At 70.5% G+C, this 2,010-nt stretch carries 3 protein-coding genes; all 3 read left to right on the forward strand.

Annotated features, from left to right (window positions below; translation table 11 throughout):
- Nucleotides 1-895, forward strand: an 895-nt coding sequence (locus tag E6G06_22115; GenBank protein ID TML85242.1) for a glycosyltransferase family 2 protein, incomplete at its 5' end; no start/stop codon positions are given.
- 62 nt (nucleotides 896-957) lie between these two features.
- Complete coding sequence (locus E6G06_22120) at nucleotides 958-1,776, forward strand: glycosyltransferase family 2 protein (protein TML85236.1); 819 nt, start codon at nucleotides 958-960, stop codon at nucleotides 1,774-1,776.
- The coding region (locus E6G06_22125) for a DUF2304 domain-containing protein (protein ID TML85237.1) at nucleotides 1,773-2,010 on the forward strand (238 nt) is incomplete at its 3' end. The genes E6G06_22120 and E6G06_22125, both read left to right, overlap by 4 nt.

A 2,010-nucleotide genomic window follows, 5' to 3' on the forward strand; every position in this document is an offset into this window, starting at 1 on the left:
GGGCACGGACGAGACGGTGGATCGGTTGGGTAAGCGAGCCGGCGTCCGCGTGGTCCGGCCCGGACGCAACCTCGGCTTCGCCGGTGGGTGCAACCTCGGCGCGAGCCTCGCCGAAGGCGACGTCATCGCGTTGGTGAACCAGGACGCGGTCGTCGATCCCGGGGCGCTCGAGCGATTGGCGCGGGTGGCTTCCCGGAGCGACGTGGGCGTCGCCACCGGGAGCATCCGTCTCGCCCACGCTCCTGAGCGCCTCAACTCGGGTGGCAACGCGGTGCACTTCCTCGGCTTCGGGTGGTCTGGTTCCTTCGACGAGCCGGCGGCCGACCACTCCGTCGAAGTGGACGTCACGGGCGCGAGCGGGGCGGGCATGGCGATGCGGCGCGCGCAGTGGGAGCGCTTCGGCGGGTTCGCCGACGAGTACATCGCGTATCACGAGGACGCCGAGCTCAGTCTGCGCTGTTGGCAACAGGGGCTCCGGGTGGTCTACGTGCCCGATGCTGTCGTGACGCACCGCTACGAGTTCTCGCGCAACCCCTCGAAGTACTACCTGGTGGAGCGAAATCGTCTGCTCTTCTGCCTGACCGTGTTCGAGCGTCGAACCCTCACCCTGCTCGCGCCCGCCCTCCTCGGGCTGGAGCTCGCAATGGTCGCGGTGGCCATTCAGGGGCGGTGGTTGCGCCAGAAGGTGGCGGGCTGGAGGTGGATCCTCGAACGGCGGCGGTGGGTCGTCGAGCGGCGCCGCCGCCTCCAGGCCGAGCGCACGCGGGCGGACCGCGAGCTCGCCCACCTCCTTGCGGGGCACTTCGATGCCCGGAACCTGCCGCTCCCGCCCGCGCTCCGGCCCCTCGACCGGGTGCTGGCCGCGTACTGGTCGATCGTGCGCCGTTTGCTCTGAGCCGGCGGAGCCTCTGACCGCGGAGCAACCAGCGGGCCGGTCCGGTCACGTAGGATCTCGGCGTGCCGGTTCGACAGGACTTTGCAGGCACGGCTCCCCCGACAGCCGCGACGCCCGGTCCGCAGCCTCCAGGCCGCGCGCCGCGGACGCTCGTGATCGTTCCCGCGCTCAACGAGGCCGAGTCGCTCGCCGGTGTGCTGCTCGAGTTGGGTGCGTGCCTGCCCGATGCCGCTGTCCTCGTCGTCGACGACGGCTCCACGGACGGCACGGCCGACGTGGCCCGGGCCGCAGGCGCGATCGTGGCCCAGCTGCCGTTCAACCTGGGCGTCGGTGGGGCCCTGAGAACCGGGTTCCGCTACGCCATCCGTCACGGCTATGAACGAGCGGTGCAGCTCGACGGCGACGGGCAGCACGATCCGGGCGAGATCGCCGCGTTGCTCGCCGGCCTCGAGCAGGGAGCCGACATGGTGATCGGCAGCCGCTTCGCGGAGGCGGTGACGCGATACGACGTGGGTCGACTGCGGGGTCACGCCATGCGCATCCTCCGCCTGTCGGTGCACCTGCTCTCCGGTCACCGCTTCTCCGACACGTCGTCGGGGTTTCGTGCGTTCTCCGCTCCGCTCTTGGAGTTCTTCGCGCGCAACTACCCCGTGGAGTATCTCGGCGACACCGCCGAGGCGTTGTTGCTCGCCTGCTACGGAGGCTTCCAGGTGGTCGAGGTGCCGGTGCGCATGCGGCTACGGGCGGGCGGTGTGCCGTCGACCCGCAACGTCAAGCTCGCGTATCACTACCTGCGCGTGCTGGTGTCGATGTTCAGCCGGGCCCCGGCTCCCCTGCGCCGGCGCGAGCTCCGACGCGTCACCACCGGTGGGCGCGCGTGAGCACCCGCGGGCACATCCTCGTGATGGTCGTCACGTTGTCGAGCGTGCTCTTCATGCTGCGGCTCGTGCGGCGCAACCAGATGCGAGCCAAGTACTCGCTGCTGTGGCTCTCCGCCGGGTTCGTGCTCGTGCTGCTGGCCGCCTCGCCACGGTTGCTCGACCGGGTGTCGGTCTGGCTCGGGATCACCTATGGCCCCGCCACGTTCTTCATGGGCGCCACCACGGTGCTCTTCC

The organism is Actinomycetota bacterium, from assembly GCA_005888325.1.
In the GTDB taxonomy this organism is placed as follows: domain Bacteria; phylum Actinomycetota; class Acidimicrobiia; order Acidimicrobiales; family AC-14; genus AC-14.